Below are 23143 nucleotides of genomic sequence, written 5' to 3'. Positions count from 1 at the left end.
GGAGAGTGCAGACGAGATTGGTGTGCTTTGGTGTGGGCTTTGTATGAGTTTGATTAAAATTGCTAAAAAAATGTCCAAATGCGGATGCTAATTGCGGTACTTGGTGAGTTGTACATTCACCGCAATGCACAGCATCATCACACAGAAATACTGCTAGAACATCTGCAGATAGGCATTTCAAACATCGTACAGACGTAATAATGATGTTATTTGGGTGGTAGAATCGGTAAACTATGCGCAATTTTTTATTTCGCTGTGCTGCGTGTTGCATGTAACAGCCTTTGCATTGAGATTTTTTAAACAATGAAAGAATCGTTACGTTTACGATTAGATCAGCTTTCTGACCGCCATGAAGAATTGACTGCTTTGTTGGCAGATGTTGAAGTGATTTCAGATAACAAGCGTTTTCGTCAATTATCACGTGAACACAGTGATTTAGACGAAATTACGGCAGTGTGGTCACAATACACACAAGCCGAAGCCGATATTGAAACAGCCGAAGCAATGTTGTCTGATCCTGACTTTAAGGAAATGGCGCAAGAAGAAATTAAAGACAATAAAGCGCTGATTCAGCAACTTGAAGCTGACTTAAATATTTTAATGATTCCAAAAGACCCGAATGATGCCAACTCGGCTTATTTGGAGATTCGCGCAGGGACAGGTGGCGATGAAGCCGCGATTTTCTCGGGTGACTTATTCCGCATGTATAGCAAATATGCCGAAAGTCAGGGCTGGAGAATCGAAATTTTATCTGAAAATGAAGGTGAACACGGCGGATATAAAGAAGTCATTTGCTTGGTGAATGGCGAAGGCGTGTATGGCCGTTTGAAGTTTGAAAGTGGTGCGCATCGTGTGCAACGTGTTCCTGCGACTGAATCGCAAGGTCGTGTGCATACATCAGCGTGTACTGTGGCAATTTTACCTGAAGTAGATGTAGACACCACGGTAGATATTAACCCTGCCGATTTGCGTATCGATACCTATCGTGCTTCGGGTGCGGGTGGTCAGCACGTTAACAAAACCGACTCTGCAGTGCGTATAACCCACATTCCGACGGGTACTGTGGTGGAATGTCAGGAAGAGCGTTCACAGCATAAAAACAAAGCGAAAGCGATGGCGTTGTTGGCATCACGTTTGGAAAATGCCAAACGTGCTGCAGCAGATGCAGCAACTTCAGAAATGCGTCGTGATTTGGTGGGTTCGGGTGACCGTTCTGAGCGTATTCGTACCTATAACTATCCGCAAGGACGTATGACAGATCATCGTATTAACCTGACTTTATATAAGTTGGATGCGGTGATGGAAGGTGATTTAACTGAACTACTAGATAGTCTGCATCGTGAATATCAGGCAGATCAGTTGGCGATGCTTGCTCAGCAAAACGGTGGTTAATGAATATTGCACAAGCCTTGGCGCTACGTGGTGAAGTCGATAGCTATGAGCGTCAAGAAAATATTTGGTTGTTAGAGCATTTTTTAGGACTCAGTGCGCTTGAATTAAAATATCGTGCAGATCAGGAATTGAGTGCCGCGCAAGAGCAGATGTATGTGCAGGCTTTGGCACGTATAGCAGCAGGCGAGCCTTTGGCGTATATCACAGGTTCACAGCCATTTTGGACACTGGATTTAAAAGTCACGCACGATACTTTGGTGCCACGTCCTGATACCGAGGTTTTGGTCGAAACTGTGTTGGCTTTGTCATTACAACGTGATGCTGTAATTGTCGATTTAGGCACAGGTACAGGGGCGATTGCTTTGGCTTTAGCATCAGAACGTCCAGATTGGCAGGTAACCGCAACCGATATTTACCTGCCAACGCTTGCAGTTGCTCAAGAAAATGCAAGCAAGCATGCTTTAAATCAGGTGCAATTTGCCTGTGGTGCATGGTTTGAGGCATTGGGTTCAGCAGCCGAGCCACGTTTTGATTTAATTGTATCTAATCCGCCGTATATAGATGCTAATGATGCACACATGTCTGCTTTGGCAGCAGAGCCTGAACGTGCATTGGTGGCAGCAGATCAGGGTTTGGCAGATATTCTGCAGATTATTTCGCAGGGTAAGCACTGGCTGAAAGCAAATGGATGGATTGCACTAGAGCATGGCTATGACCAAGCTTTAGCAGTGCAAGCGATTTTTGCAGAACACGGTTTTTCTGACATTCGTACAGTCAAAGATTATGCAGGCAATGATCGGGTGACTTTAGCACAATGGCTTGCTGGCTGATGTGTTATATCAGTTAAAAATCTTGTGAGATCTATTTATCAGCTTGCAAACATAGACGAATGATTAGCAAAGTTTAAGTGCAAGACCAATTTATGAGCCTCAACTCAACTGATGTCAGCTTAGGTTGCCTTTCACTGCCAAAATTGCAGGTGGCAGTTCTTCGCCAAGTGAACTCAGCATTTCCCGTTCAATTAATCGCACCATGGAGTTGAGCGGTAAATCATTGTCTTGCAGGCCAAAAGGTTCTTCAAGTTGTTCGCTGAGAGCATCTAAACCTAAGAATAAATAGGCAATTAAACCCACCAAAATTGGTGTCCAGATTCCTAAACTTGCTTCTAAACTAAAAGGCAGAATAAAGCAGAAGCAATACACAGTGCGGTGCAACAAGACTGAATAAGAAAAAGGCAAGGGTGTGCTGAGAATTCGATCGCAACCTGCTTGCACATTACCCAATTCAACAATATGTTGATTCAAGCCTTGATAAATAATATCGGAAATTTCACCTGTTTTCAGTGCGCTGACTAACTCTTTTTGAATGCTTTCTAAAATAAACTGTGCGGCATTAATATGCGGAAATAATGCTTCATAATCTGCAGATGTGAGGTTGACTTTGTTTTGATAAAAATCGATAGGTTGGTTTTGATTGCGTAAACGGTTACGCAATAAATTACTAAACAACATGACCCGATACATCAAGACCCGACGCTGTTGATCTGGCAGTACGTATGAGTCACGTGAAATATGCCGTGATGTTGCAATTAACGTCCCCCACAATTTTCGACCTTCCCACCAACGTTCATAACTGGCGTTATTTCTAAAACTGAGGAAAATAGACAAAATAATACCGAAAATGGTAAAGCCAATGGCTGGTACGCTCGGCACTTGAAAAAAGTGGTGAGAAGATAAGTACACCAAAACCGTAGAAAGGAAGACCACAATTGCAAGCGCAGGTAAGACCGTAGGTAAAATTGTCCCATACCATGCAAACAGTAGGGTAAAACTGTTGTTTTTATTGCGAATAATCATCTTGATGCATCCTTGAAGCTGTCTTTAGTGTTTCATAGACAAACAACGCTTGGCAAGATGATAGCTAGCTTTTGATTTAAAAAAGCAGCAAGCGGCTTAAAGTCAATTTTTCTTATTTATTATTGCAACAGCCAATAAAAAAGTGATGCCATGAAGACATCACTTTTTAAATACTTTCAGCAACTGAATGCTCAAAGTTTTAGCTTACATCGGGTAATCTTGCAAACAGTCTGGAATTTCAACTTGTGCCAAACTGTCTGTTTCTAAAGCTAAATATAGTGCAACAATTTTAGCGGTATCGCACAGGTGTTCATCTTTGAGTGCTAAACCTGCTTGTAAAGATTGTAAATCTTCTTGGCAAATATCTAGGGCTTGCGCTGCTTCAAGTGCATCTTCACGTTTGAAAAACGCAGACATGACATTGCGTAACTGTTCTTCTGAGGTATTTAGAATACTTTGATTGAGTAATTCATCTAATTGTTCAGAAGCTTGGTTGAGGGAGTGAGAGAAATTTTGAACTAGATTGTGTTCAAGTACATCCATCATCTTAAGCATGGGGAAACCTCCAAAGATGCTCGTACATTTAATATTACAGGGGGAGTATGACAGCCGAATTGCATAAAATTTATGCTTTAAATTGATTGAAAAGTAAACTAAATTTAATACTTTGACAATGCTGTGCCGATGAACGTCCAGTTCACTGCTCAACCTTGAAATCACAGCGATGAGTTTTCTTTTATAATTAAGTTGTTTGTAAAATACACAAAATAGTGGCTGAGTAGTAGGTGATAAGTCACGCAATTATGAGCTTTCAATTATGAGCTTTCGGTATATTGTCGATATGCACCAGGATTGACCCCAGTCCATTTTTTAAAGGCACGATGAAAAGCGCTAGGATCATGGAAATTTAATTGATCGCTAATTTCCTGAAGTGATTGTTGGGTTTTGCTCAACAATTCAATTGCCGTATCTCGACGGATTTCATTTTTTAATTGCTGATAGCTGGTGCCTTCCTGCTTTAAACGCCGTTGGAACGTCGCTTCAGACATATTGAAATGTTGGGTTAATTCGTTCAGTTCTAACCACTCACTCGGCGGCAATCGCATTAATTGTTTACGGATTTTATGACTCAGCGCATGTGGGTTTTTATAACGCACCAAAAGGTTAAAAGGTGTTTGTTTTAAAAAGCGTTTCCAACTTTTTTTATCCTGCTTGATTTTTAAATCAAGATGTTTTGCCTCAAAATAAATCTTATGCGCTGTACACGCATATTCAATTTCATCACAGAAACGGACACGATAATCAGCATCATCCTGCGGGGCAGCACATTTGAGTTGCATGTTTAAAATAGCGATACGTTGTCCTGTCAGCCAGCACATCAAGCCATGAATCAGCATTAAATAAGTGGCATAACTAAACATCGGTTTCACTTGATCTTTATCGTGAATGGTTAAGATTGCATATTCACCATCTACGTTTAATTCACCTGAAAAATCATCCAGTATTAAATTAAAGAAATTTAAAATGTCCTGTAATGCGGCCTTTAAATGCTCTGCTTGGTACACCCATTTAGACAAGAGTTGATAACTGCCACGACGCATAGCATGGCTGTCCATGCCAAAAAATTCATCGTTCATGGCATCTGCCAGTGCAATCCACAATTGACCATATTGCAGAATTGACACCCTCGCTTTGTTGGAATGTAACAGCTCTGCAGGAATACCCGCCGTCTGCAAAATCGCATGCGTATCCATACCGCGTTGCTGTGCAGTATGCAAAGCTTCATGGACTAAAGCAATTGAAATTGTACCTTTGCTGTAAGTGAGCTGAGTTGCATTCATGGGATGGCGTGGTATTCCATTTACAAGTTGAGTGTTCAAATACATCATAGTCGATGCAGGGTTTGGAAATTGTACTCTAGCTTGAGTGTGATTAATCTGTTTCTTAAGTTGTATCAACCTGAAAATTTATAAGGAAAATAAAATGAAAATTCAAGGAAAAGTCTGTGTGGTCACGGGTGGTGCATCGGGTTTAGGCGCTGCGACTGCACAACATTTAGTTGCGCAAGGTGCAAAAGTTATTTTGGTTGATATGAATCAAGAACTTGGGCAGCAGCTTCAACAGCAATTGGGCGAAAATGCAGACTTCGTAGCTGTAGACGTGACCGATGAAAACCAAGTACAGCAGCTTTTTAACCATATTGAGCAAAAATACGGACAGTTAAATGGCTTGGTGAATTGTGCAGGCATTGCACCGTCTGCCAAAGTCTTGGGACGTGATGGTTTGCATGATTTGGCAATGTTCCAAAAAGTGCTGAATATTAATGTCACGGGCAGTTTTAATATGATCCGTTTTGCGGCACAACTGATGGCGAAATATGACTTAGCCGCCGATGAAGAAGAGCGTGGTGTGATTGTGAATACTGCTTCGGTTGCAGCATTTGATGGGCAGATTGGACAAAGTGCGTATTCTGCATCGAAAGGTGCAATTGTGGGGATGACGCTGCCTTTGGCACGTGAATTGGCACGTGAAGCCATTCGGGTGATGACGATTGCCCCCGGTATTATGGAAACCCCGATGCTGAAAGCATTTCCACAGCATGTGCAAGATGCTTTAGGGCAAATGGTGCCATTTCCACCACGTTTGGCAAAGCCTGAAGAATTTGCGCAATTGGTGGGTCATATTTTTGAAAATGGTTATTTAAACGGTGAAGTGATTCGTTTGGATGGCGCAATTCGTATGCAACCGAAATAAGTTATGACGATGCTATATCCATAAAATAGCCTAAGCAAAAATTCAAGTATTGAAAAACTGGATACTAAAAAACCGTTGCAATACAGCACAAGGATGTTGCGCGCATTCCTGACAAAAACAACATCTACCATATAAACAGAGGGTCACCATGATTTTAAGCCATGAACAAAAAATGATTCAGGATATGCTGCGCAGTTATGCACAGGAAAAGCTTAAACCAACTGCAGCGGCACGTGATAAAACTGCTGAATTCCCTGCAAAGGAGTTAAAAGAACTGGGTGAGCTAGGTGCTTTGGGCATGACCGTTGCAGAAGAATGGGGCGGTGCAGGTTTAGATTATGTATCTCTCGTTTTAGCCTTAGAAGAAATTGCTGCGGGTGATGGTGCAATTTCAACGATTGTGAGTGTGCAAAACTCATTGCCATGCGGAATTACACAACGCTACGGCACAGAGGCGCAAAAACAAAAATATTTAACTAAACTGGCAACAGGCGAATGGTTAGGCTGCTTTTGTTTAACTGAACCACAAGTCGGCTCTGATGCCAGCGCGATTGAATGTAAAGCTGAAAAAGATGGCGAGGATTGGGTTTTAAATGGCACCAAGCAGTTTATCACCACAGGCAAATATGCAGATGTTGCTTTAGTTTTTGCTGTAACGGACAAAACTGCGGGTAAAAAAGGCATTTCCTGCTTTTTAGTCCCGACGAACACACCAGGTTATATCGTGGCACGTTTAGAAGACAAAATGGGACAGCACTGTTCCGATACCGCCACCATCGTGTTGGAAAACTGCCGTATTCCTGCAGAAAACCTATTGGGGCAAGAAGGTGAAGGCTACAAAATTGCACTCTCTAATTTAGAGTCGGGGCGTATTGGTATTGCCGCGCAATCGGTGGGTATGGCGCGAGCAGCTTTAGATGCAGCCGTGGACTATGCCAATGAGCGTAAAGCTTTTGGAGTTGAAATTGTGCAACATCAGGCAGTCGCGTTTCGCTTGGCAGATATGGCAACACAGATTGAAGCTGCACGACAGCTTATTCTACATGCCGCAAGCCTCAAAGATGCAGGCTTACCGTGTTTAAAAGAAGCATCTATGGCCAAGCTTTTTGCTTCAACCATGGCAGAGCGTGTGTGTTCAGATGCGATTCAAATACATGGGGGCTATGGCTATGTATCTGATTTCCCAGTTGAACGTATTTACCGTGATGTGCGCGTTAGCCAAATTTATGAAGGTGCATCCGATATTCAGCGTTTGGTGATTGCACGTGAAGTGACTAAGCGTTAAAGCTGAGTATCTAAAACTTTAGTCGGTGTCCAAAGCTTGCAAGGTTATTGCAGGATGTGGAAATTGAGAAAATGTTCAAATCATGTTTAGCTAACTTGATTGAAAAATACGCGAAGATCATGTCGTGATTGCGTTGCATGATCGACTTCAACACAGCAAACCTAATTTAAATTTTAAAGAGCGATTCAATCCTAACTTGTAAAAACGGTTAAAACAATAACGCATATTGCTGCAAATGAATTGCAGTGTCATCAGTTTAAGACGGAGCTTAAAAGAATGAAAACTTTGCAAGAGGCATATCAACAGTTTGATATTGAGCAACTGATTCAAACCCAATTGGCAGGAACGCCAACGGCACTTAATGCCTATGAAGAATGTTGCGGACGCTATACGGGTACTCAACAAACTGCCTTAATTTGGGAAGGCAAACACGGTCAAACTGCATCGTGGACATTTGATCAACTGGCAGAAGCATCTGGAAAATTGGCAAATTATTTTACTCAACTGGGCTTAAAAGCAGGTGATTGTATTGCAGGATTATTGCCGCGTACGCCTGAATTGTTAATTACGGTTTTTGCCACATGGCGCATTGGGGCAGTGTATCAGCCTTTATTTACAGCCTTTGAATCTAAAGCGATTGAGCACCGTATTCAAACTGCAAAGACGCAGCTCATTGTGACCAATACTGAGCAGCGTCCAAAACTAAATGCCTTGTCTAATGTGAAAATTTTAACTGTGGACGCAGCAAATCAAGCTCAAAACCATGATACAGATTTTTGGCAAGTTCTAAGCACTCAAGACACTTACTTTGAAACCGTGTATCGCAGTTTTGAAGATGATTTTCTGATGATGTTTACATCAGGCACTACGGGTTTAGCTAAATCTGTACCTGTGCCTTTAAAAGCCATTGTGGCATTTAAAGGTTATATGCAGCATGCAGTCGATTTAAGAGCAGAAGATTCATTTTGGAATTTAGCCGACCCTGGTTGGGCTTATGGCTTGTATTACGGTATTACAGGGCCACTGAGTTTGGGGCATAGCATTATTATGGATGAACGTCCATTTAGTGTTGATCATGCACTGGAAATTATCCGTAAATATCAGGTGAGTAATTTAACAGGTTCACCAACCGCATTTAGAATGTTCTTTGGTTTTAAAGAAAAGTTTGATGGTGATATTCAACGACATCTGCGTGTGGTTAGCAGTGCAGGCGAGCCGCTCACACCAGAAGTGATTCATTGGTTTAAGCATGATTTACAAGTCAATATTTATGATCAATATGGACAAACCGAATTGGGGATGGTGATTGCCAATCATCATGCACTGGAACATCAGAAAAAAGTAGGTTCTGCGGGTTATGCTATTCCCGGACATCGTTTCGCGGTTTTAAATGCACAGCATCAGGAAGTCGCTCACGGCGAAATTGGCACACTTGCACTGGATGAATCACAATCGCCTTTAATGTGGTTCAAAGGTTACGATGGGGATGACCGTAAATCATTTGTGGGACAGTATTATTTAACGGGTGATACGGTACGTTTAAATGAATTTGGTGGGATTGATTTTATTGGTCGTGCAGACGATGTCATTACAACTTCGGGTTATCGTGTCGGGCCTTTTGATGTAGAAAGTACTTTGCTTGAATGTGAGGAAGTGCTTGAATCCGCAGTAATTGGTAAGCCAGACCCAGAGCGTACAGAAGTGGTAAAAGCCTTTGTGGTGTTAAAAAATCAATATCAACCAAGCACTGCATTGCAGGAAAAGCTGCAACAGTATGTGCGTTCACGCTTATCGAAACATGCCTATCCTAAAGAAATTGAATTTGTCAGCAGTTTGCCTAAAACATCCAGTGGAAAAATTCAGCGTAATTTATTGAAGCAACAAGAAATTGCAAAACAAAATGCTTTTAAAAAAGTGAGCTAAATTCAGCCAATAGGCCCTGTTAATTATTGCGCCATAAGAAAAACGCCATTCATACAGATTGGCGTTTTTTTAAATCTGTATTCTTTATTTAAACCACCCGATTATGCAAGCACGAACTCAATCGATAGAAAATGTGTGCATCATATTGGTGATGTGATATTTTCAACTTTATGCTGACACAATGAACAAGGCTGCATGTACTTCGATTACGATAAAAGCATGTAGGCAGCGCAATACATATTGGGGGAGAACATCATGGTAACAGCTCATTTAAATTTCACGCAGCCGTCAAAGCGGATATTTACGAAGTCGATATGGATGGGCGCAGCTTTACTGTTGTGTGCCTCTGGCAGTTATGCACAAAACTGGAACCCAGCGCCAACTGCTGAAAGTACAGCCTATTCCAGCTATCCAGCAGCAAAAACGCCACAAAAAAATTATGCAGTCTTTGCCGAATACGCCAATTTTGAAGCAGATTTTGACAGTGGCGATACAGTAGAACTAGATGGTTTTGCTTTGGGTGTTTCCACCACGCCACATCGCTCAGGTTTTTATGGCAGATTGGAATTCTTAAAAAACAATGAATACGATTTGGATTATTATGAATTCAATATGGGCGGGAATTTAAACCTGATCAGCTATCATGGTTTTTATTTCAATACATACGCAGGTCTAGGTTATAGCGGCGCAAGTTCAAAGCTGCTTGCCAATGATGTCAATTTTGTCACTTTACCTGTGGGCGTAGAAGTCGGTTTGAACTTTGTTCCTGATTTCTCGATTTACGCCACTGCCGGTTATAAATGGTTATATGACAGCACCTCGAATACCACCTGTAAAGATGGGACAACCTCAGACAAAGTCGGGAATACGGCATGTTACTGGAATGGTGGAATTGCCTATTATAATGAATATATAGGCGATGCCGATGGCGTTACTTATAACGTAGGCATGCGGATGCACTTTTAAGCAAGTCGTTGCACATCTCCATCTGTTCAAATACGCAACAATTCAACCGCCGTCATGGAGGTTTGCTTTGAATAACCGTTATACTTGGCGTTTTGGTTTTGCAGAATAGGGTATTTTCTTGGAAAGCATATTCGATACTCAGTTGGAATTGAGCGATGCAGAAATGCATCTATATAGCCGACAAATTTTATTGGATGGCTGGGATATTGAAGCACAAGAAAAATTAAAACTTGCCAATGTACTCATTGTAGGTTGTGGCGGGATTGGTTGTTTAAGCGCAGAATTACTAGCGCGTGCAGGCGTAGGTAAAATCACCCTGATTGATGCTGATGTGATTGAAACCAGTAATTTGCAACGACAAATCGCCTATACCCCCGCAGATTTAGGCTTTTATAAGGCCGAAATTCTCGCAAAAAGATTAATGCAAATTAATCCTTATATCGAGATTGTTTGTTTAACCACGCTGTTAGATGCGCAAAATGCAGGCACTTTAGTTGCCCAACAAGACCTAGTTTTAGATGGTTGTGATAATTTCAGTACCCGATATTTGGTCAATCAATATTGCCGACAATTGAATGTACCTTTACTCAGTGCCTCTGCCATTGGTTTTCAAGGGCAAATGTTCATGGTCGAAGGTGATTCTGCTTGCTATGAATGTCTGTTCCCGAAAGAACAACATGCCAATGAAAGTTTGCGCTGCGCTGACAGTGGCGTATTGGCAACCACTCCCAACGTCATGGCCAGTTTACAAGCGCATCATGCCTTATTGTACTTGGGTTTAGGCAACACCGCGCTGAAACAAAAGCTATTACTTTGGGATGGTTTAAGCATGAAACAACGCTTATTGTCGTTTGATCAAGACCACAACTGTCCAGTTTGTCAGGCAAGATAGCCTTTTTACTTGGCAATTTTTTGATAAACTCACACTACTTTAATATGACTCAGACATGATGAAAAATAATATCTGGTTAGATGGTTTACGTTCAGTTGCTCGCATGGGTGAAACTGCCGTAGTGGCAGCCAAAGCAGGCATTAAATATGCCACTGAAAAGCCAAGTAATGCCAAACTCATGCGCGAAACATTTGAATCTTTAGGTTCAACCTACATTAAACTTGGGCAGTTTATTGCCAGTACGCCGTCATTGTTCCCACGTGAATATGTAGAAGAATTTCAAGGTTGTTTAGACCAAACCCCAACTTTACCGTTTAGCTATGTGCAGCAAGTATTGGCATCTGAATTTGCAGGGCGCAATTTAGATGAAATATTTGCCTCAATAGATGAAAAGCCTCTAGCTTCAGCATCTATTGCACAAGTACACGCTGCAAAATTGGTGAGTGGCGAAGATGTGGTGATTAAAGTGCAAAAACCGGGTGTAGAAACTATTCTCTATACCGATTTAAACGTCTTGCACTGGGCGACTAAACTGCTCGAAAAAGCAGTACCTAAAGTCAAATTTGCGTCATTGGCCGATATTGTCGAAGAAATCAAAACTCGTATGGTGCGTGAAGTCGACTTTATTGAAGAAGCGCGTAACCTAGATGATTTTATTAATTATCTGAATTTGACCCAAAACAAAAAAGCCACTGCACCTAAGGTCTATCATCAATATTCCACCCGTCGCGTATTGACCATGCAGCGTTTGTATGGCGTACCTTTGACCGATTTTGACGTGGTGAAACAAGTATCTAACGACCCATCGCAAGTATTGATTACTGCCATGAATACATGGTTCGGTAGTTTGATGATGTGTAACAGTTTCCATGCCGATTTACACGCAGGCAACCTGATGTTGCTTGAAGATGGGCGTGTCGGCTTTATTGATTTTGGTATTGTCGGACAGCTAAATCCTGAAGTGTGGACTGCTTGTATGGCCTTTATGGATGCCTTGCAAAATACCAACTACACGCTTATGGCGGAAAATATGCTCAAAATGGGCATGACTGACACGCAAATTGATACTCAGGTTTTGGCAGCAGATTTAGAGCGTTTATTTAGTGGCGTATTGCTGGCCGATCCTCAAGAGTTGCTGACTTCTAACCCTGCAGATTTAAATGACATCATGCTTGATATGGTTGCTGTGGGTGAGCGTCATGGGATTCGTTTCCCACGTGACTTTGCTTTACTGTTCAAGCAAATGTTGTACTTTGACCGTTTCATGCGCGTTTTAGCACCTTATACCGATATTTATGCCGATCAACGACTGCAGATGGTACAAAGCATTGATCCGAATTTGTTGTTAAAGCATTAATTATCCATATTGGGCGAATCAAGCCTTCTGGTTGCATGTTTTAAAGCCACCGATCTTTTGTTTTATGAGTTCAGTGTGGCTTTAAAATACGGCAAATATCCCTTTCAATAGACAGAGATAGAAGGATTTAAAATGAAATATAGAGTGTGGTCATGGATGCAATTATCATTGAAGGCTTAAAGGTAGAAACAGTCGTCGGCTGTTTTGCATGGGAGCGTCAGATTCAACAACCGCTTATGTTGGATTTGATTATTGCCACCAATTTAAGCCAAGCTGCAGCTTCAGATGAGTTGCAAGACACGCTCAATTATGCAGAAATTTGCAGCATTTCAGCGCAAGTGATTCAGCAGGCTGCGCCCAAATTGATTGAGCATGCCGCACAATTGGTATTGGATGCACTTTTTACGACTTTTGCCGCCATTGAATCCATTACCATCACCATTCGCAAACCTGCCATTATTCCAGAAGCCAATTCTGTAGGAATTCGTCTTGAACGCCACCGAAACGATTTTTGCCCTCGCTCTGGCGAGTAACTGCGAAGCACCGCGTCAGTTTAAAAATGCCTATCAGCAAATTGCTGCATTGGGTGAAGTGCATTTTTCGCACATTTATCTGATTCCATGCCGTGATGGAATTGGTGCAGACTATTGGAATTCTGCTTGTTTGCTAAAAAGCCGTTTAAGCTTTGAGCATCTAAACGTCATCCTTAAGGAATTGGAAGTTGCAGCAGGGCGTGTGCGCCCATCGCATGATATTCCGCTGGATATTGATATTATTGCGTGGGGTGAAAATTTAGCTCAAATGCAATTCAATCCGAAAAAAATGCCACTTGCTTTAGATGTTAAAATTCCAATGTGGGATATTTGGCAAGATGAGGCTTTTGTGCATTCTGCGCATGACTATCCCATTGTGAGTTGTGAAGAATAAATCAGCCAATAAAAGGGGTAGATTCGTACTACACATCTTTAAATTTTGGCTGTGATCTGTGATCTCGTTTCGGTTAACATCACCGTGTCATATCTTTCTGATATATTTGTATGAAAAACCATCAAAAACAATATTGTTCTGTATTTATACGGCTTTGCACTTAAAAAATATCCACAAAATCTGCGGATAAATCTTGGGATAACTCAAGATCGGCTCTTTCTCTGTTATTTTTTGATCGTTTTAATCGAGATGTTTTCTATTCCAATGACATAAAAAAACGCCCACAATTGTGAGCGTTTAAGTGTTATCAATTCATTAAATATAATAACTGGTCTTGGTCATGAGCTTGGAAATCGCAGTCATGGTCAAACGTACAGGTACAGGCAAATCTACACCACCTGCTTTGAGCGCCGTATCGCGATGATGCAATTCATCTTCATTCATTTGGACTAGAATTTTACGTGAACGATCATCTTGTTCAGGCAATTGGCTAATATGATGTTCTAAATGCAAGCTGACTTGACGTTCAGTTTCTGCCACAAAACCCAAACTGTATTTATCGCCCGCAATACCTGCAATTGCACCCATCCCAAAAGACAAGCCATACCATACAGGATTAAGCAAACTGGTGTGACTGTCTAACTCTTTTAAGCGGTCTTCGCACCACGCCAAATGGTCTTGTTCTTCAATTGCAGCCTGTTCCATTTCACGACGTACATTGGGCAATTTCGCAGTTAAAGCCTGACCGTGATATAAGGCTTGTGCACAGACTTCACCACTATGGTTTACTCGCATTAAGCCTGCAACATGACGTGCTTCACTCACAGCCAATTTGGTTTCAACCGTATTGCCCGGGTTTTCACGTTGAGCCGAAGTTGTGCCAGGTACTAAACTACGTAAGGCTTGGTCAAATGAATGAATAAACTTGTCGATGCCTGTGTAATGACGCATGAAATTAATCCTCCAAAGAGTCCTGTGCAGTATCTAACATTGGCTTGAGCTTTAACAAGAGCCAAAAGGTGAAAACAGCACTTAAAACAGCCGTAATACTAAATAAAATTTTTAAATCAATTTTTAAAATGCTTAAAATTAAAATCGAAAAAATGGCAGATGACACCATAAATACCGCATTTAAAATATTGTTGGCTGCGACCACACGTGCGCGGTGCGAGCGAGGGGAATAGGCTTGCATCATGGCATACAAGGGCACAATGTAAAAACCGCCACTAATGCCCAGTAAAGTGACTGCACACATGACATGATAATAACTCCAGCCTTGCTGAAAGACTTCGGCTAAGCCCAGTAGTGTGCCTGTTTTTTCTGGTACAAAAGCCAATGTGCCTGCCAAATAAAAAGCAAAGACGGTTAAACCGACTGCGCCAATAGGCACCATTTTAATATTGACCTCGGTACCGCCTATTTTACGGCAGAGCAAAGAACCTACGCCAATACCGACAGAAAAGAGTGTCAGTAATAAACTCACCACATTTTCAGAAGCATGCAAGTTTTGTTGAGTGAGCTGTGGAATTTGGGTTAAATACGTTGCCCCATAAAACCAATACCAAGAATTGCCCAATAATATTAGAAAAATCATCGGCAGGCTTTTGGCATATTTTAAAGTCTGGAAACTGGTACGGAAAAAATTCCAGTCAATTTGAATGTCGGGTGCCGTGACGCGCTGCGTCAGCACAAAACGACTTGAGGCATAACCAATTAGTGCAATAATCACCACAGTTAAGCTAATCCAGACTAAATTGCCTGCAGATACCGAAATCACTGCACCGCCTAAAATCATCCCCAATAAAATTGCAATGGATGTACCTGACTGGAAAATTGCATTGCCCGACATCAGTTCATGCGGTTTGAGTACTTCAGGCAAAATGGCATATTTGATTGGGCCAAAAAAGGTCGATTGTGCGCCCATTAAAAATAAGGCAATCAGCAATAGCCACAAATTTCCTAAAATAAAACCAACGGTACCAATCAGCATGATGACAATTTCAAGCAGTTTGATGGCACGCACCAATTGGACACGTTCATACTTGTCTGCTAATTGTCCTGCGGTGGCAGAAAAAATAAAATACGGCAAAATAAACAACAAGGCTGCTAAATTATTCAAGGTGCTGACATTTGCAGATTGTTGGCTAATCCAGCCATAGGTAAAGACCAAAAGCAGCGCTTGTTTATACACGTTATCATTGAGTGCGCCAAAAAATTGAGTGAGAAACATCGGCAAAAAGCGACGACTCTTTAACAAATGTTCATTTTTTTCCATGCGTGATTAACTTCGTTTAGTTTTATTAAGAAATGTGACCGCTTGATATAATAGTACAGAAAATCATGTATGATGTTTCAAGTCTTTTCACTGATGAAAAAATCAAATAAATTGGTGTTTGTACGCGGGTTCATTGGGGTTTTTCCATAAAAATTAAATCAGTTTAGAGTTTTTTATGCTTGTAAATACAAACTTTAAAAAATCAGTACTGTGTTCCAGTATGCATGCAATTTTATGCTGGAATATGCCGAAAAAGCTCGGACTAAGTCTGTTTTTAGGTTTAGTTGCATCTTCAAGTTTTGCAGAAAGTCTTACTGTACCCAATTCAAACGCTCAGCTTGCTGAAAATCCTGTACCGCTACAGACTCCAACTGCAGAAGAAGCACAAAATTTAGCTGCAGAAATTAAACAACTGGCAGCAGCACAAGGTAAAGACAGTGCCCAAGATCTACAAAAAATAGAAGAAGCTTTAGAGCAAGCGCAAACACCTGAATTTAATAGTCTAGAAATGCTGCAACAGCAACAACAGGCAGGGGCATCTTTTGCTGAATTTCAGCCTATCGAATTTGAAGACTTAGAAGATTTACCCATTGCACCTGTAGATCAGGGGCTTGCCAATGAAATTTTTCAGGTGGCAGAACAAGCCAAACAAGAAGCGATGCTAGACCGCAATGGTCAAGTGCCAGAAACGTTGGTTAAAGACGCAACACAGCAGGAGCTACTGCAAATTGATCAAGCGCCTGTAAATGTCGATCAGCTCATAACCAATATTCAGGCAGACAGTAATTTTGTAGTGGAAGCCAATCCTAACGATACCTTAATGACTGAATTGGGCTGGATGACGCAGGTCGAAAATGCCGATAAACCCGGTTTTTTCAGACGTTTACTGTATAAAGTCCGTCCACCGCGTGAGCTAAACACAGCCAAAGTGCCGCGTATTAGTGCAGATGTAGTCATTACCGCAAATGGCGCCAATGGTACACAAAACTCAATTGGAGAAGTGTCGCCCGATGCTTATCGTACAGCGGTGGATCATTTAAGTGCCAATATTAAGGCCAAACTTTCCAGTTTTACCCAGGAATCTTTTGCAGATTTTCCATCGGCATTGCCGCAACTGCGTACGTTGTCAAATCAGGCTGCGCAGGCGGTGGGTTTTTATAATGCCGAGTTTAAGTTTGAAAAACTCAGTGATAGCCGCGTGCGTGTGCAGGTTGTGCCAAATCCACCTGTGGCGATTAAACAGCAAAATATTGAATTTACAGGTGAAGGACAATACGAGGCACAATTTCAGGTTATTGGTGTCTTGCCTGATCAAGAAGTAGATGATGTGTTTAATCATGGTTTGTATGAGCAAACCAAAAAACGAATTACCGATGCCGCTTCAGATAACGGTTATTTTGACAGTTACTGGCGTTTGCATGACGTTAAAGTCGCTCAACCTCAAAATACAGCCGATATCAATTTACGTTATGAAACAGGCGAGCGTTATAAACTCGGAAATGTTGAATTTCGTATGAGCGATCCAAATCAAGAATTCCCTTTGGATATGGATATTCTGCAAAGTATGGTCACTTGGCAGGACAATGCTGACTATACTTTTTGGCGTGTAAATGGTTTGGCCAATAACCTCACCAACTCGCGTTATTTCAACTACACCTTGGTTGATACAATTCGCCCTGATCCTGTCGAGTATCCTTTGGAATTACCGCCTGATATTCAGGCTTTGGTCGATCAACAAAAACTCTCTGTTTACGATGCCACAGTCGTCGATCAAAAACGGGTGGTGTCATCTCAGGAAGTGACGCAATCTGTGGTGAATGAAGCTGAGTTTGCAGGCACAGAAGAAGGTGCGAGCAACGATAAGCTGCACATGCTACAAGCACAGCAAGAAGACAAACAATCAGAAGAAGAACGCTTAAAACAACAGGCACGTATCGACAAAAAAATTCCTGTGATTGTGACTTTAAATGCAGACCGCTTAAATAGTGCCGAAGTCGGTGCGGGTTACGGAACTGACACAGGCGTACGTTTGCGTGGGCAATATCGCCGTGCCATTGTCAATAAACGTGGTCACTCTTTCGATGCCAACTTGGAGCTTTCACAAATTCGTCAAGCCATTGATGGACGCTATAACATTCCTTATAACCATCCACTGAATGATTATGTCGCGTTGGTTGGCGGTTATGAGCGTGAAGAACGTGACGATGTTGCACAAGGTGGCGGCTTGATGATTGAATCTGCGGTTGCAGGTGTAGACCGTGTGATTAAAAACCCAATGGGCAGTTGGCAACATACTTTTGGCTTGCGTTATCGACTGGATCGCTTAACTGAAGATGGCACTGTATTTTTGGAAAAAGTGCCTGATGCCTTTATTGCCAATGGTGATGTCGAGCAACAATCGTTATTGCTTGGCTATGAAGTTTCACGTACCGACAGTAACCGTCGTGTTAACCCAAGCAAAGGTTTCCGCCAAATTTATAAAATAGAACTGGGGAGTGAATCACTGCTCAGCGATGCAGATTTAGCCATTCTAAATGCAGGTTGGCGTTTTATTTATTCATTGGGTGAAAATGACGATCATCAGTTTGTCGGACGCAGTGACTTAGGTTATATCTACACCGAAGATTTTAATAAAGTGCCTTATAATTTGCGTTATTTTACTGGTGGTGACCAGTCTTTACGTGGCTTTGACTACAAGTCTTTAACACCACAAATTGAAGGCTTTAAAATTGGAGGTCAGGCTTTGGCGGTTGGTTCATTAGAATATAACTATCAATTTAAAGAGGGGTGGCGCGCAGCAGTATTTAGTGATTTTGGTAATGCTTACGATAAAGACTTTAGCAACGACACCGAATATAGCGTAGGTTTGGGGGTACGTTGGGCATCACCAATTGGCCCAATTCGGATTGATGTGGCTTCTGGTATTTCAGATGATAACCATCCAATCCGTTTACATTTCTTTATTGGCTCTCAACTATAAATTTAAGACTTAGAGAACATTATGGCTGAAGTTGAACAGCAACCAGAAACTCCAGTAACGCCACCTAAAAAGCGTCGAATACTCAGGAGTGTTTTACTGTCACTGCTGTTGATGCTGGTTTTATTGGTGTCCGCTTTGGTGGTGATGTTCTCAACAGACCGTGGCTCAAAGTTCTTATTAGACAGCGTATTGCAGCGCCAAGAAATTATTCATTATGAATATGAAGGCGGTAATTTATGGCGCGGGATTATTCTGCGCAATATCATCGTCAGTTTAAAACCTGTTGATGTCAAAATTGACCGTGCCGATGTCATTCTTGGTTGGCGTGCCATTTTAGATAAAGAAATCCATCTCAATCGTGCCGATGTGCGTAATCTGAGGATTTATCCGAAAGGCCCACCAAGTGATGATCCATTCAAATTCAATGAAATTCGCTTACCTTTTGTTTTGCGTTTAGATACTGCCGATGTCGATCATTTATTGATTCAAACCGCCTCTGGTACGCAGGTCGATTTTTACGATATTGATTTAAATAATGCCTTGTGGTCGGGTACAGAACTGAAATTTGAAGATTCCAATATGGATATGGGATATTTGAATGTACGCAATGCCACAGGCGATATGAAATTTGAAGGTAAATATCCGCTTAATGTGGTGGGTGATTTAAATATTCCCTCTTTACATGACAGCTTAAATATTCACGATATTAAAGTGGTGGGTAAAGGCACACTCGACACGATTCAGGCGGGTGTTGCAACAAATACGCCTGACTTGCTCACGGGATGGGTGGTGCTGCATCCAATGCGTAAGCAAGTGCCAATGTTTGGTGAGTTACAATTTAAAGACTACCGTTGGCCTATTTTGACCGAGCAGGAGCTTTTTACCCAAGCAGGTGCAGCCAAATTTAAAGGTGATATCAAGCGTTTAGATATTGATGTCAATACAGATTTGAGCGGTAAACACATTCCTAAAGGTCAATATACAGGTTTGATGTATACCGACTTAGTTCATCAACTGAATATCAGCAATTTAAATGCACAACTTATGCAAGGTGCTGCCAATGTAGCGGGCATTGTCAGTTGGGATAAAAAAGTCAATTGGGATTTAACAGGACGTCTGGATAAAATTAATCCTAAAGATCCACTAATTCCTCAAGTGGTCAAAGACTTTTTACCGCCAAGTTTAGATGCCAATTTAGCATCTAAAGGTCATTTGGAAAAAGGCACACACTTAACTGCACAAGTCGATTTTGACCAATATGAAACTTGGAATTTAAAACTCGATCAAAAACCTGCGCAGGGCAAAGCGGCAAATCCGATGTTGCTTGATGTGCGCTGGAACAACATAGACCGTGCTGTGCCGTATGTGGGTTGGTTAAAAAGTGAATTGGGTGATGTGCAAATGGCCTTGGTAGAAGGTCAGCAAGATATTTTTGTGGCGAGTAAAGTCAGCACACATGAAAAAACCATGTTACCTGCGGGCATGTACCAAGCCAAATTGAATTTAAAGAATAATCGTTTAAATATTCCTAATTTTAAATTTGATACTGCAGATAGTCATTTGGCAGGCAGCGCCGTCATTGATTTACCAACTGATAAACGTCAGTTGAAATGGAATGCGGTATTGGCTGCGAAAAACTTTAATCCGCAAAGTATCAGCACCGCAGCACCTGTTAATGTGTTAAATGGGCAGTTTAAAGCCAATGGTTTTGCATTGCCGAATCAGCAAATTATTCATTTGAAAGATATTAATTTGACAGGGCGTTTGGTCAATCAAAATGAAAACGTACATTTAACTGGGCAAAGCACCATCGCTTTATTGTTCCATGATGTGAAAGCTGGTGGTGGCTTTAAAAGTTTTGCCGTGAATTATGATGGTGGGTTAAATGCCAGTGCCATTCAAGGCAGTGAAGGACATTTAAAACTAAAATTATCGGGTACGCCGGAACTAATTAAAATTAGCGACTTACGCCATAATGGTGTTGCAGGGCAAATTGTGGCGGATGGTTTGCTGCATTTGAATCAGGGGGTGAGCTGGAATTTAAACGCTTCTTTAATTCGCTTTAAGCCGCACTATTTTGTGTCCAGTGTACGTGGTGAATTATCGGGCAATATTCGCACTCAAGGTATTTGGTCAGACACTCAAAAACGGATCAACATTGAACGTCTGAATTTGGCAGGCATGCTCAATAATAAACCTGTACGTGGTACGGGGAATTTAGCCATGTTGATTGATGCTAATCAAAAAGGCTTTTTACCACAACAGTTTGAAGCCAATAATCTATTTTTGTCTTATGCCAAAAATCAGTTACAAGCAACGGGGAATGCACAAAATCTGCGTATTAAAGTCAATGCGCCTGCTTTATACGAAATCTATTCAGGTTTACGTGGACGTGCGTATGGCTATATCAATGTGCAGTCGCAGCCACGCTTACAAGCCACTGCCAATTTCGCTGTTGATCAGTTCAGTGTAAATAATATTTTCAGCGTGCGTAAATTGCGCCTACAAGGTGAATTGCCAACCTCTGAAAATACGCCAACGCTGATGACGGCATCCATGGAAAATTTACGCAGTGGCAACCGTGGCATCGAGCAAGGGCAGATTTCTTTAGCAGGTACACGTCAGGCACATATTTTAAAACTAGAAGCCGAAAATAAGCTGAGTAAGTTTTATATACAATTGGCGGGTGGTTTAAATGCACAAAATGATTGGATGGGACAAATCCAGAAAGGAGATTTTGACTCCTTAAGAACCCACTTGGCACAGCGCCAAAACGCGGCCGTGATATATCAACATAGAACCAGTGAGTTGTATGTTGGTGCGCATTGTTGGATGAGTCAGCAAAGCCAATTGTGTTTTGATCAACCTATTCGTGTGAGTAAAACCAAAGCCAATGCATCATTTGTGACTCAAAACTTAGACTTAAATGACTTTTCTGCATTTATGCCTGAAGGTTTGGCGATTACAGGCAAGGTTAATGGGTATGCCAAAGCGGCGTGGGCAAAAGGACAGAAGCCAAAAATTGATGCACATTTGGTCACGCGTGATGGCGTCATTGGACTTGCTGCGGACGATCCACAAGATATCGGCTCTACCTTGCGTTATGAACAAGTGGCAGTGGTCGCAAAAAGTATTGCCGAAGGCTTGAAATTACGTATAGATGTGAAAACGCCTGAAATTGGTACGGGTTATGCCAATGTGCTGATTGATCCTTACACCAAAAATATGCCAATGCGCGGCGAAATTGCCTTTGATCAGGTACAACTCAAAGTCTTTAAACCGTTTATTGCCGATGTGCGCTCAATGGCAGGCATTTTGTCCTTTGCTGGCAAGATCAATGGGACTTTAACTTCACCATTGCTCACAGGTGAAATGCGCCTGAAAGATGGTGCGATCAGCATGATTTCGTTACCTGTAAATCTGACCAATGTGCAGGTCTATTCCTCTATCCGCCAAGATCAAGCCAGCATTAATGGCGCATTTAACAGCGGTGGTGGTGTAGGGCGTTTAACGGGCAGTGTGGATTGGAAAAATGATCCGCGTATTCAGTTAAATTTAAACGGTAAAGACTTATTAATTCGTCAAGCACCGCTAATTACTGCAATGATTACGCCAGATGTATCCTTAGATGTTTTACCTTTCCAGAAAAAACTGAGTTTAAAAGGACGTGTAGATGTACCTCGGGCTTTAATTTCTATGCCTGAAGTGTCTGCACCTGTGGTTAACGTGTCTTCGGATGTGCGTGTGGTACATGAAGGACAAGATCAACTGGCATTATTACGTTCAGCTCGTCCATGGGATATTCGTGCCGATCTTGAATTGAATTTGGGTGATCTGGTCATTTTCCAAGGTTTTAATAGCCGTATTCCACTGATTGGACGTTTGTATTTATCTCAACGTGGTTTAGAAACTGCGATGCGTGCCAATGGTGCGATTGGGGTCAGCCAGCGTGTGAAAATTGAAGCCTATGGACAAAGTCTGGATTTGAACCGTGCCATTGCGCGTTTTAATGGCCCAATTTCTAACCCAACTTTAGATATGGATGCCAATAAAAATGTACAGGGCAGCATGGTCGGCTTTAGAGTTACAGGCACAGCCAGCAGTCCGAACATTCAGGTCTATAACGATGCAGGCTTATCTGAACAAGAAGCATTAAATGCTTTGATCACAGGTCGTATCAATGAAGGTACCAGTGGTTTAAGTCAGACCGAAAGCTTTAAGTCAGACGTCAACAATACTATTGCAGCGGCAGGTATTAGTATGGGATTGGGTGGTACACGTGCCTTGACCAATCAAATTGGACGTACCTTCGGTTTAAGTGGTTTGGCACTTGATGCCCAAGGTACAGGCGATGATACCCAAGTCAGTTTGACGGGTTATATCACCCCAGACTTGTTTATTCGTTATGGTGTGGGGGTTTTCACACCTGTCAATAAATTGACTTTGCGTTATCAAATGAATAAGCGACTGTACTTAGAAGCCAGCCAAGCTTTAGAACGCGCAGTGGATATTTTCTATAACTGGCGCTTCTAACGG

General features: G+C 41.7%; 17 protein-coding genes. 12 read left to right on the top strand and 5 right to left on the bottom strand.

All coding sequences use genetic code 11. The features are described 5' to 3' along the window. The first annotated feature begins 303 nt into the window (after window positions 1–303). Both prfA and prmC read left to right on the top strand, forming a co-directional pair. Entirely contained in the window at window positions 304–1392 is a 1089-nt protein-coding gene (gene prfA / locus FTU35_RS05710; RefSeq protein WP_004973192.1) for a peptide chain release factor 1, read from the top strand. Next, the gene (prmC, locus tag FTU35_RS05705) at window positions 1392–2222 is read left to right on the top strand and encodes a peptide chain release factor N(5)-glutamine methyltransferase (protein WP_131260809.1); all 831 of its coding nucleotides are present in this window, start codon (window positions 1392–1394) and stop codon (window positions 2220–2222) included. The genes prfA and prmC overlap by 1 nt, the downstream gene beginning before the upstream one ends. A gap of 114 nt (window positions 2223–2336) precedes the next feature. Here prmC and FTU35_RS05700 read toward each other — a convergent pair whose 3' ends face one another. The 3 genes from FTU35_RS05700 to FTU35_RS05690 form a co-directional block, all read right to left on the bottom strand. Beyond that, window positions 2337–3248 (bottom strand): bestrophin family protein, encoded by a 912-nt coding sequence (locus FTU35_RS05700; RefSeq protein ID WP_004973196.1) that lies wholly within the window; start codon window positions 3246–3248, stop codon window positions 2337–2339. A 204-nt stretch (window positions 3249–3452) separates the two neighbouring features. Continuing rightward, window positions 3453–3803 carry a hypothetical protein gene (locus FTU35_RS05695; RefSeq protein WP_180064577.1) on the bottom strand — a complete coding sequence of 117 codons (351 nt, stop codon included), beginning with the start codon at window positions 3801–3803 and terminating at the stop codon, window positions 3453–3455. A gap of 260 nt (window positions 3804–4063) precedes the next feature. Next, window positions 4064–5089, bottom strand: coding sequence for an AraC family transcriptional regulator (locus tag FTU35_RS05690; protein ID WP_178865887.1), 1026 nt, complete (start codon window positions 5087–5089; stop codon window positions 4064–4066). Window positions 5090–5231: 142 nt separating this feature from the next. Here FTU35_RS05690 and FTU35_RS05685 point away from each other — a divergent pair, with 142 nt between their 5' ends. From FTU35_RS05685 to FTU35_RS05650, 8 genes are all read left to right on the top strand, one after another. After that, window positions 5232–6002, top strand: a complete 771-nt coding sequence (locus FTU35_RS05685) for a 3-hydroxyacyl-CoA dehydrogenase (RefSeq protein WP_004973201.1) — start codon at window positions 5232–5234, stop codon at window positions 6000–6002. Between the two features lie 148 nt (window positions 6003–6150). After that, complete coding sequence (locus tag FTU35_RS05680; RefSeq protein ID WP_004973203.1) at window positions 6151–7287, top strand: acyl-CoA dehydrogenase family protein; 1137 nt, start codon at window positions 6151–6153, stop codon at window positions 7285–7287. Window positions 7288–7563: 276 nt separating this feature from the next. After that, entirely contained in the window at window positions 7564–9210 is a 1647-nt protein-coding gene (locus tag FTU35_RS05675; protein WP_131260808.1) for an AMP-binding protein, read from the top strand. Window positions 9211–9465: 255 nt separating this feature from the next. Then, the gene (locus FTU35_RS05670) at window positions 9466–10176 is read left to right on the top strand and encodes a hypothetical protein (RefSeq protein WP_004973205.1); all 711 of its coding nucleotides are present in this window, start codon (window positions 9466–9468) and stop codon (window positions 10174–10176) included. Between the two features lie 163 nt (window positions 10177–10339). Next, entirely contained in the window at window positions 10340–11068 is a 729-nt protein-coding gene (locus FTU35_RS05665) for a HesA/MoeB/ThiF family protein (protein ID WP_180064593.1), read from the top strand. A gap of 58 nt (window positions 11069–11126) precedes the next feature. Further along, on the top strand, window positions 11127–12425 hold the full coding sequence (locus tag FTU35_RS05660; RefSeq protein ID WP_096900942.1) for an AarF/ABC1/UbiB kinase family protein: 1299 nt from the start codon (window positions 11127–11129) through the stop codon (window positions 12423–12425). Between the two features lie 152 nt (window positions 12426–12577). Then, window positions 12578–12958 carry a dihydroneopterin aldolase gene (gene folB / locus FTU35_RS05655; RefSeq protein WP_004973210.1) on the top strand — a complete coding sequence of 127 codons (381 nt, stop codon included), beginning with the start codon at window positions 12578–12580 and terminating at the stop codon, window positions 12956–12958. Beyond that, complete coding sequence (locus tag FTU35_RS05650) at window positions 12915–13352, top strand: 2-amino-4-hydroxy-6-hydroxymethyldihydropteridine diphosphokinase (RefSeq protein WP_004973211.1); 438 nt, start codon at window positions 12915–12917, stop codon at window positions 13350–13352. The genes folB and FTU35_RS05650 overlap by 44 nt, the downstream gene beginning before the upstream one ends. A 315-nt stretch (window positions 13353–13667) precedes the next feature. On the opposite strand, the gene coq7 is transcribed toward FTU35_RS05650, so the two are convergent. Both coq7 and FTU35_RS05640 read right to left on the bottom strand, forming a co-directional pair. Next, window positions 13668–14303 (bottom strand): 2-polyprenyl-3-methyl-6-methoxy-1,4-benzoquinone monooxygenase, encoded by a 636-nt coding sequence (gene coq7, locus FTU35_RS05645; protein ID WP_004973212.1) that lies wholly within the window; start codon window positions 14301–14303, stop codon window positions 13668–13670. 4 nt (window positions 14304–14307) lie between these two features. Continuing rightward, complete coding sequence (locus FTU35_RS05640) at window positions 14308–15627, bottom strand: MFS transporter (RefSeq protein ID WP_180064576.1); 1320 nt, start codon at window positions 15625–15627, stop codon at window positions 14308–14310. A 175-nt stretch (window positions 15628–15802) separates the two neighbouring features. On the opposite strand from FTU35_RS05640, the gene FTU35_RS05635 reads away from it, so the two are divergent. Beyond that, entirely contained in the window at window positions 15803–18607 is a 2805-nt protein-coding gene (locus tag FTU35_RS05635; RefSeq protein ID WP_167846058.1) for an autotransporter assembly complex family protein, read from the top strand. Between the two features lie 21 nt (window positions 18608–18628). Continuing rightward, entirely contained in the window at window positions 18629–23140 is a 4512-nt protein-coding gene (locus FTU35_RS05630; RefSeq protein WP_180064575.1) for a translocation/assembly module TamB domain-containing protein, read from the top strand. Window positions 23141–23143 lie beyond the last annotated feature (3 nt).

The organism is Acinetobacter sp. YH12095 (genome assembly GCF_013419245.1).
GTDB lineage: Bacteria > Pseudomonadota > Gammaproteobacteria > Pseudomonadales > Moraxellaceae > Acinetobacter > Acinetobacter towneri.
The sequence above is the reverse complement of the archived record's forward strand: the minus strand, read 5'-3'. Positions and strand labels throughout refer to the sequence as shown.

Coding starts and splice junctions, on each gene's coding strand:
- prfA (WP_004973192.1), top strand. CDS start 304: ATGAAAGAATCGTTACGTTTACGATTAGATCAGCTTTCTGACCGCCAT.
- prmC (WP_131260809.1), top strand. CDS start 1,392: ATGAATATTGCACAAGCCTTGGCGCTACGTGGTGAAGTCGATAGCTAT.
- FTU35_RS05700 (WP_004973196.1), bottom strand. CDS start 3,248: ATGATTATTCGCAATAAAAACAACAGTTTTACCCTACTGTTTGCATGG.
- FTU35_RS05695 (WP_180064577.1), bottom strand. CDS start 3,803: ATGCTTAAGATGATGGATGTACTTGAACACAATCTAGTTCAAAATTTC.
- FTU35_RS05690 (WP_178865887.1), bottom strand. CDS start 5,089: ATGAATGCAACTCAGCTCACTTACAGCAAAGGTACAATTTCAATTGCT.
- FTU35_RS05685 (WP_004973201.1), top strand. CDS start 5,232: ATGAAAATTCAAGGAAAAGTCTGTGTGGTCACGGGTGGTGCATCGGGT.
- FTU35_RS05680 (WP_004973203.1), top strand. CDS start 6,151: ATGATTTTAAGCCATGAACAAAAAATGATTCAGGATATGCTGCGCAGT.
- FTU35_RS05675 (WP_131260808.1), top strand. CDS start 7,564: ATGAAAACTTTGCAAGAGGCATATCAACAGTTTGATATTGAGCAACTG.
- FTU35_RS05670 (WP_004973205.1), top strand. CDS start 9,466: ATGGTAACAGCTCATTTAAATTTCACGCAGCCGTCAAAGCGGATATTT.
- FTU35_RS05665 (WP_180064593.1), top strand. CDS start 10,340: ATGCATCTATATAGCCGACAAATTTTATTGGATGGCTGGGATATTGAA.
- FTU35_RS05660 (WP_096900942.1), top strand. CDS start 11,127: ATGAAAAATAATATCTGGTTAGATGGTTTACGTTCAGTTGCTCGCATG.
- folB (WP_004973210.1), top strand. CDS start 12,578: ATGGATGCAATTATCATTGAAGGCTTAAAGGTAGAAACAGTCGTCGGC.
- coq7 (WP_004973212.1), bottom strand. CDS start 14,303: ATGCGTCATTACACAGGCATCGACAAGTTTATTCATTCATTTGACCAA.
- FTU35_RS05640 (WP_180064576.1), bottom strand. CDS start 15,627: ATGGAAAAAAATGAACATTTGTTAAAGAGTCGTCGCTTTTTGCCGATG.
- FTU35_RS05635 (WP_167846058.1), top strand. CDS start 15,803: ATGCTTGTAAATACAAACTTTAAAAAATCAGTACTGTGTTCCAGTATG.
- FTU35_RS05630 (WP_180064575.1), top strand. CDS start 18,629: ATGGCTGAAGTTGAACAGCAACCAGAAACTCCAGTAACGCCACCTAAA.